Annotated in this window: 6 protein-coding genes; 4 read left to right on the top strand and 2 right to left on the bottom strand. The window is 69.9% G+C overall.

Annotation, left to right across the window (positions count from 1 at the left end; translation table 11 throughout):
* The first annotated feature begins 201 nt into the window (after nt 1-201).
* Together LL648_RS38915 and LL648_RS38910 are read left to right on the top strand one after the other, a co-directional pair.
* A complete protein-coding gene (locus LL648_RS38915) occupies nt 202-1041 on the top strand; it encodes an SAM-dependent methyltransferase (RefSeq protein WP_232667976.1) in 840 nt (279 codons plus the stop codon).
* 94 nt (nt 1042-1135) lie between these two features.
* Nucleotides 1136-1933, top strand: coding sequence for an alpha/beta fold hydrolase (locus LL648_RS38910; RefSeq protein WP_232667975.1), 798 nt, complete (start codon nt 1136-1138; stop codon nt 1931-1933).
* Nucleotides 1934-1939: 6 nt separating this feature from the next.
* Here the strand turns inward: LL648_RS38910 and LL648_RS38905 are convergent, their stop codons facing one another.
* A complete protein-coding gene (locus LL648_RS38905) occupies nt 1940-2494 on the bottom strand; it encodes a hypothetical protein (RefSeq protein ID WP_232667974.1) in 555 nt (184 codons plus the stop codon).
* A complete protein-coding gene (locus LL648_RS38900) occupies nt 2491-3918 on the bottom strand; it encodes a serine/threonine-protein kinase (RefSeq protein WP_255687385.1) in 1428 nt (475 codons plus the stop codon). Before LL648_RS38900 ends, LL648_RS38905 begins: the two co-directional genes overlap by 4 nt.
* Nucleotides 3919-4250: 332 nt before the next feature.
* On the opposite strand from LL648_RS38900, the gene LL648_RS38895 reads away from it, so the two are divergent.
* Nucleotides 4251-5432 (top strand): trypsin-like peptidase domain-containing protein, encoded by a 1182-nt coding sequence (locus tag LL648_RS38895; RefSeq protein WP_232667972.1) that lies wholly within the window; start codon nt 4251-4253, stop codon nt 5430-5432.
* A 50-nt stretch (nt 5433-5482) separates the two neighbouring features.
* Nucleotides 5483-7645, top strand: coding sequence for an ATP-binding protein (locus tag LL648_RS38890; protein WP_232667971.1), 2163 nt, complete (start codon nt 5483-5485; stop codon nt 7643-7645).
* The last annotated feature ends 31 nt before the right edge of the window (nt 7646-7676 follow it).

Genomic DNA, 7676 nt, shown 5'->3' with positions numbered 1-7676 from the left:
TTGAAGCCCTGCACACCAGGTCAGACCAACATCACTGACCCCACACCGCAGGTGTCCGTGCTACGGGGGGAAGGTCAGTCGTCGCTCGACGGCGAATCCACACCCCTCATCGTGCCGGACGATCATCGCAACATTGCGCGGTAAGCTCGCGCACGATGTGGGCGGATCCCTCCCCATATCTGCAGAGAGAGCAGATCATCTGTGACGAATGAGCCGCCCGACGCCATCGCGGGCACCGGAATCGACGCCAGCATCCCGCATTCGGCTCGTATCTGGAACTACTGGCTCGGCGGCAAGGACAACTACGCCGTCGACCGCACGGCCGGCGACGCCTACATCTCCGTGCACCCCGACGTCACCGTGGTGGCGAGGGCATCCCGCGCGTTCCTGACCCGATCGGTGACCCACCTGGCCCGCGACGCCGGCATCCGCCAGTTCCTCGACGTCGGCACCGGGCTGCCGACAGCGGACAACACCCACGAGATCGCGCAACGCGTCGCCCCGGACGCCCGCATCGTTTACGTCGACAACGACCCGCTGGTGCTCGCGCATGCCAGGGCGCTGCTCACCAGCACCCGCGAGGGCGCGACCCGCTACCTCGAAGCCGACATGCACGAACCGGAGGTCATCCTCGCGGCCGCGCGCGAGGTGCTCGACTTCGACCAGCCGATCGCGCTCATGTTCATGGGCGTGCTCGGGCACATCGGCGACCTCGACGAAGCGAAGGCCATCGTCCGCACCCTGCTCGACCCGATGGTCCCGGGCAGCTACCTGGTGATCAACGACGGGACCGACGTCATCGTCGGCGCCGCGGTCGGCAAGGCGCAGGACGAGTACAACGACTCCGGCGCCGTCGCCTACCACCTCCGCACGCCGGAGCAGATCGCGAGCTTCTTCGACGGGTTGGAGATCGTCGAACCCGGCATCCTCTCGGTTCCGCGGTGGCGGCCAGAAGTGGACGTGCCCGGCATAGCGACGATCCACCACAACCGGGTTCCCGACGAGGTAGACGCGTTCGGCGGGGTCGGCCGCAAGCCCTGAGTCCGAGCCAGTCGAAGTAGGTGTTCACGGCGTAGGACTACTCATGACGTCGGAGGTAATCGACCGGCTCCTGGCCCGGCGCGAAGCTCGACACATGGATTTCATCGCTCCCGACGGCACCCGGCTCTTCTACTCCGACTTCGGTTCCGGCGAACCCGTCGTGCTCCTGCACTCGTGGTCGCTCTCCTCGACGATGTGGGAGTACCAGGTGGACGCCCTCCTCGCGGCCGGCTACCGGTGCATCGCGCTGGATCGGCGCGGGCACGGCCGCTCCGACGTGCCCAGCACCGGGTACGACATCAACACGCTCGCCGACGACGTCGCCGGCCTGATCGAGCACCTCGACCTGCAGGGCGTCACGCTCGTGGCGCACAGCATGGGCACCTGCGAAGCAACCCGCTACCTGTCGCAGCACGGCACCGCACGGGTCTCCCGGGCGGTCTTCCTGGGCGCCATGACTCCCTTCCTGCAGGGCGCCACCGGCCCCGGCCACCTCGAGGCGTGGTTCGACCTGCTGCGGACGGACCGTCCGAAGTGGTTCCACGACTCGGCGCCCGGCTACTTCGCCACCGATGGCACCGGATCATGGGTGTCGCAGGCTCTCGTCGACGACGGGATCCGCTCGATCCTGACCGTCCCGCTGCAGGTGCAGATCGCCTGCGTGCGCGCCTTCGCCACCGTCGACCTGAGCGCCGATCTGACGGCCATCGACGTCCCGGTGCTGCTCCTGCACGGAACAGCCGACCAGTCTGCACCGATCGAGATCACCGGACACCCGACGGCCGGACTCCTGCGGAAAGGGCGTCTCGTCGAGCTCCCGGGCGCCCCGCACGGCCTCTACGTGACCGCCAAGGACCAGGTCAACGCCGAGATCCTGGAGTTCATGGCCTGACCCCGCTCAGGGTGGCGGAAGCTTGGAAATGACGGTCGACGCGAAGTCCTGCGCCAGCCGGCACTGCTCGGCCGCCGGCAGGTCGGCATGGACCCAGATACGCACGATCTCCTGCGCCGGGTTGCCACTGCTCAGGGGTCGGTCGCGGAACACGACGAACACGTGACAGCTGGCCAGGCCATTCGACTCTTCGCCTGGGCCGAGGAACACCGTGCGACCCCCGAGCATCTGTCGCTCACCCTCACGGGCGGTGAGCGGGGTGATCCATTCGAAGTCGAGGACGACCGTCGGGGGTTGATATCCGTCGGGGTAGGAGTCCCTTCCCCACGCACATGTCCAACCCGCAAAACCTTCGAGGCGTCGAGTCGGGTCCAAGGCAGGTACGCGCCGCAGTGACTGGTCATCGAGGAGGCTGCAGGCCTGCTGACGGCGCAGCGAGTTCGCCTCACCGTCAGCAGTGGGCAGGTAGGGCACTCCACGCTCCGTCAGGATCCGCACCACATGGCCGGTACCGAGGTCGGCGATGGCGCACGCGTCGGCCGATCCACCGGTGATCTTCACGGCAATGCGGACGCTGGTCCGATCCGACAGCACGATGCTGCGCGGGCAGCCGGGCGCGGTTGCGGCGAGCCGCGTGATCCGCAGTCCGCCGGGCTCTTCTTCGATTGCGTCGACCGGTGGTCCGAGGAGCTCCCCGAAGCTCGCCTCGACCCTGGCCGACCCCCGGTCGTCAGGGAGAGAACGAGCACGCACTGGCGGAAGTACCCGCTGATCGCCGGTCCCGCCGTGACCTTCCCGAATCCGGCGAACGGCTCCGGGCCCAGCAGGGCACAGGGGTCGACCAAACGCGGGTTGTCGATCGGGAGGGTGCGAGGTGGGCCAGTCGTCGGCGCGGCGTGAACGGTCGCGGGGGGTGAGGTCGCGGGGTTCGAGCCCGCCGGTCGGAACGCCACCAGCGCTCCGACCGCGACGAGCACGGCAAGGACGGGAATGCCGAGCACTAGCAGGATCCGCCGGAGACGCGTGCGGCCCGTCGAACCCAGCAGCGGGGGCCGGATCCGAGTGGTGACAGCCTCACCGGCTCCCCGAACGACCGTTTCGGCGGTCGCTGACACGTATCGCGCGGGCGAGGGCGCCCCCGGCGGCGCCACCGGGCCCGCAGCGGCGGCCAGCGCGTGGACGAACGTCGCGCAGTCGTCGAAACGGTCCGCCGGCTCCTTCGCGAGCGCACGGGCAATGACCTCGTCGACCGCCGGGGACAATGCCGAATTGTGCGCCCTGGCCGGCGGCGGGGCGGCGAAGATGTGGGCGAACATCACCGCAGACGGCTCGTCGGCGACAAACGGAGCCCGGCCGGTCAGGCAGAAGAACGCCACACACGCCAACGCGTACTGATCCGCCCGGCCATCCACATGCCGACCCTGCAGCTGCTCAGGAGAGCAGTAGGACAACGTTCCCAGAAGCTGACCCGCCGAGGTCAACGTGCTGCCCGCCGCCGCATACCGGGCAATACCGAAATCACACAGGTAGGCATGCCGACCCGCGGTGGCGAGCAGCACGTTCGCCGGCTTGACATCACGATGCACGAGCCCCGCTTGATGTGCGCTGTCGAGCGCCTCCGCGATGCCGGTGAGCAGCCCACACACCTGGTGCAGCCCCATCGGGCCGTTGTCGTCCACGACCGTTGCCAGATTCGGCCCATCGATGTACCGCATCGTCAGGTACAGCACGCCGTCCGCGAAACCCGAGTCGTAGATCGGCACGATGTGCGGATGCTCCAACCGAGCCGCCAGCCGAGCCTCCCGCTCGAACCGCTGCCGGAACTCCGCATCACTCGCCAGGCCGGGAGCCAACAGCTTCACCGCAGCCGCCCGCTGCAACCGCACCTGCACCGCCCGGTAGACCACACCCGCCCCACCGTGACCGATCAACGCCTCGATGCGGTACCCGGCCAGCTCGGCACCCAGCCACCGATCATCAACCATTCACCGACCCCCCGACGGCGAGCATAACCACCGAGGCCTCGCAACACCCGCTCTCGAAAAGCGGTCACGAACGGCGAGCGAAGAATGGCAAGAGGTAAGCGCTTCGTGTCCATCTCCCGGCGTCGACACTGCGGCCACTCCCCCGCTCCGTCCTCCGCCGCCGGAGCCGGTCAATGGTTGAATGGCAAAACGTCGGCGTCAATGACTCGTTGACGAATGTGTGGAAAATGTGTAAATGCCGTCGATGTCCGGTGAAAGTCCGGTACGCCACCCCCACCCCACGCGGCTCCCCGGGGTCATCTGGAGCGAGACACGATTGAGGGGGAGCTGGAATGCGTACTGTTTCGTTCGCGGTGAGGCCTGCCCGCTGGCTGCTGAGTCTGGCAGCGGCGCTGGTCGTCGCCTGCACGTGCTTGGTCGTCTTCGACGCCTCGGCCGCGGCCCAACCGCCGTCGGCCCCGCCGGACGACGCCGCTTCGCTCAACACGCTGATCGAACCCGCGCTGCTGGAGTCGCTCCAGCAGTCGATCGTCGGCCTGGTCACGGTGTGGGAGGACCCTGCGGGTTCCCCGCTCCCGACCCAGGACGCCCGGGCGACGCCGGGAAGCGAGCTCCCGGCCTTCTCGCTCTGCACGGGCTGGTTCGACAGCCCGACGACGATCGCCACCGCGGGGCATTGCGTCGACCCGAAGGAGGGCCGGGAAATCATCGACGCCCAGGCTCCTCCGGAGTTCGACCCGGCGACCGGCCTGCTGGTGCCGGCGCCTGCCGTCCGTCCCGAGCCGAAGCGGACGGTCTACGCCTTCCAGCCGCGCGAGCTGCCCGGGGCGGTCATCACCACGCCCGTCATCGTCAGGGTCGACGGCTTCCGTTCCGCCGAGGACGGCGACACGGCCAAGCTCGAGGTGGCCGGCCTGCCGCCCGCGAAGCCGTTGGCGATCGCGTCGGGCACTCCACGGCTGGGCGAGACCGTCACGTCCATCGGCTTTCCCGGCCTGAACATCCCGTCGACGGACGGGGTCAACGTCACGGCGCTGCTCTCCGGCGGCAAGACGGTGGCCGAGGTGCTGCAGGACTCGCGCCTGCAGCCGACGAACACGAGCGGCACGATCACGGCCCGGCAGTTCTGGCAGGGCGTTGCGGCGTACCAGATCAACGCCGACCTGGCCGAAGGCACGTCCGGCGGGCCCACGATCAACTCCCGGGGTGAGGTCTACGGCGTCAACAGCCAGATGGTGCATCCGTCCCTCGGCCAGAACTTCAACATCATCACCGATACCGGGATGCTGCGCGAGTTCCTCGGCCACGACGAGCCGCAAGGGCAACCCGCCGCCGACGTGCCGATCCGGCCCACTGGCGGCGTGACCACATCCGGCACCGGTGAACTGCCCACCGGATGGATCGTCGCGCTCTCGGCATTGACCGGGGCGGCGCTCGGCGGCGTCGCGTCGTGGCGGCTCACGCGCACCCGGCGCCGGCCGAGCACCGACCCGGTGGAAGAGACCGGCATCTAGAGATAAGGAGCTGCGTGACCGGCACCTTCGGACGATAGGTTCGTGCGAAGGTGCCGGTCACGCACACCCGGCGCTCGCCGGGCGGGGGGCAGGCGGTAGTGATGATGGTCGAGCGGGAGTCGCTCGGGGAGCACCTCCGGCGAGCGCGGTTGCGGCGGTTCGTCGGCCGTTCCGGCGAGGTGGAGCTGCTGCGGCACGCCGTCCACTCGCTCACGACGGAGGGCTCGGCGGATGGTGGGATCCCCGAGCCGTTCCGGGTGCTGTTCCTGCACGGCCCGGGCGGCGTGGGCAAGTCGAGCCTGCTCGACCTGTTCGCGGACGCCGCGGAGTCCGAGGCCGTGCGGGTCGTCCGGATCGACGCCCGGCTGATCACACCGACCCGCGCAGCCGTCCTCGGTGCGCTCGACAACCGGCTCGAGGACAGGCTCGACGACGGGCTCGACGTGCACGGCCCGCCGGTCCTGCTCGTAGACACCTTCGAGCTGCTCGAGCCCCTCGAGGACTGGGTGCGTGCGGAGCTCGTGCCGTCGCTCCCCGGCGACACGCTGGTCGTGCTCGCCGGCCGGCGCCCACCGGGTGCGCGTTGGCTGGCCGATCCGGCCTGGCGCGACCTGTTGCGGGTGGTCTGCCTGCGCAACCTCACCCCCGACGACACCCGCTCCTACCTCGCGATCGAGGGCATCGAGCCACACCTGCACGAACGTCTCCAGCTCCTCAGCCACGGGCACCCGCTCACGTTGTCGCTGCTGGTCGATGCGGTGCGCCGGCGGGGCGACCGGGCTGTCTTCGCATCGCTGCTCGACGTGCCCGACCTCGTCGGGACGCTGCTCACGAACATCGTCGACGCCGCGCCGAGCCCGCTGCACCGTTCCGCGCTGGAGGCCGCGGCGTACGCGCGGTTCACCACGGAGGAACTGCTGCGCGCGGTGTTCGACGCCGGCGACGCGGCCGGTGAACTGTTCGCGTGGCTACGCGGACTGCCGTTCGTGGAAGAGGGCCCCTACGGGCTCTACCCGCACGACCTCGTGCGCGACCTGCTCGACGTCGACCTGCGCTGGCGCGACCGCCACAGCTACACCCAGCTGCACCGGCGGATCCGGAACGAGGTCATCGCGCAGGCGGAGCACGCCGGGGAAGCCGATCGGCGGCAACGGGTCGCGGACCTGATGTTCCTCGCGCGGACGCACCCGCCCATGGCGCGCTACTTCGAGCGCTTCGACATGGGCGTCGACCGGATCGACAACGTGCAGCCGGCGGACCGGGAGCCGATCCTGGAGATGACCCGCCGCCACCAAGGCCCTGAGCAGGCCGAGCTGGTCGACTTCTGGCTGGGACGGCAGCCGGCCGGCTTCCGGGTCTTCCGGGGGCCCGAACGTGAGGTCGCCGGATACGCCGGGCGGCTGGCGCTGCACGAGGCCACGGCCGCCGACCTCGACCACGATCCCGGCACACGCGCGATGTGGGCCTACGCCCAGCGGCACGGCCCGCCGCGGCCAGGCGAGCAGGTGCTGGCGTCGCGGTTCTTCGTCGACGCCGAGTACGGCCACGGCCCGTCGGCATCCCTCGGCCTGATGACGGTCTGGTTCGTGGAGGACCTCGTCGGGCAGCACGGGTGGGCCTGGGACTTCATCGGCACGTACGAGGACGAGCAGCCCTGGGCGCCGGTGATGGACTACATCGACTTCGGGCGGGCCCGCGAGGCGGACTTCGAGATCGGCCGCCGGCGCTACGTCGTGTTCGCCCACGACTGGCGGCGCGCCGGGCTGCGGGAGTGGCTGGACCGCACCGCCGAAGGTGAGCTCGGCCTGCCGACCGCGCCACCGCACCCGCACTCCCCCGAGCTCGTCCTCTCCCAGCCCGAGTTCGCGACGGCCGTCCGGGCCGCGTTGCGCGACCTGCACACCCCCGCAGCGCTGCGCCGCAACCCGCTGCTGCGCTCCCGGCTCGTGCGCGACCAGGCCGGTGGACGCGAGCCCGCGGCCGCCCTCGAACAGCTGATCACCGAGGCCGCCGCCACCTTGAGCGCCGACCCCCGCGAGCAGGGCCTGTTCGACGTGGTCAACCGCACGTTCCTGCGACCCGCACCGACCCAGGAGCAGGCCGCCGAGATGCTGCACCTGTCCTTCAGCACCTACCGCCGCCACCGCGACCGGGCCGTCGGCCGGATCGTCGAGTGGCTGTGGCGGCGTGAGCTGCACGGTGCCGAGACCTGACCCCAAGGGATCTGACCCCAGAAGGGATCTG

The organism is Pseudonocardia sp. TRM90224 (assembly GCF_021245725.1).
GTDB lineage: Bacteria > Actinomycetota > Actinomycetes > Mycobacteriales > Pseudonocardiaceae > Pseudonocardia.
The sequence above is the reverse complement of the archived record's forward strand: the minus strand, read 5'-3'. Positions and strand labels throughout refer to the sequence as shown.

Coding starts and splice junctions, on each gene's coding strand:
- LL648_RS38900 (WP_255687385.1), bottom strand. CDS start 3,918: ATGGTTGATGATCGGTGGCTGGGTGCCGAGCTGGCCGGGTACCGCATC.
- LL648_RS38910 (WP_232667975.1), top strand. CDS start 1,136: ATGGATTTCATCGCTCCCGACGGCACCCGGCTCTTCTACTCCGACTTC.
- LL648_RS38895 (WP_232667972.1), top strand. CDS start 4,251: ATGCGTACTGTTTCGTTCGCGGTGAGGCCTGCCCGCTGGCTGCTGAGT.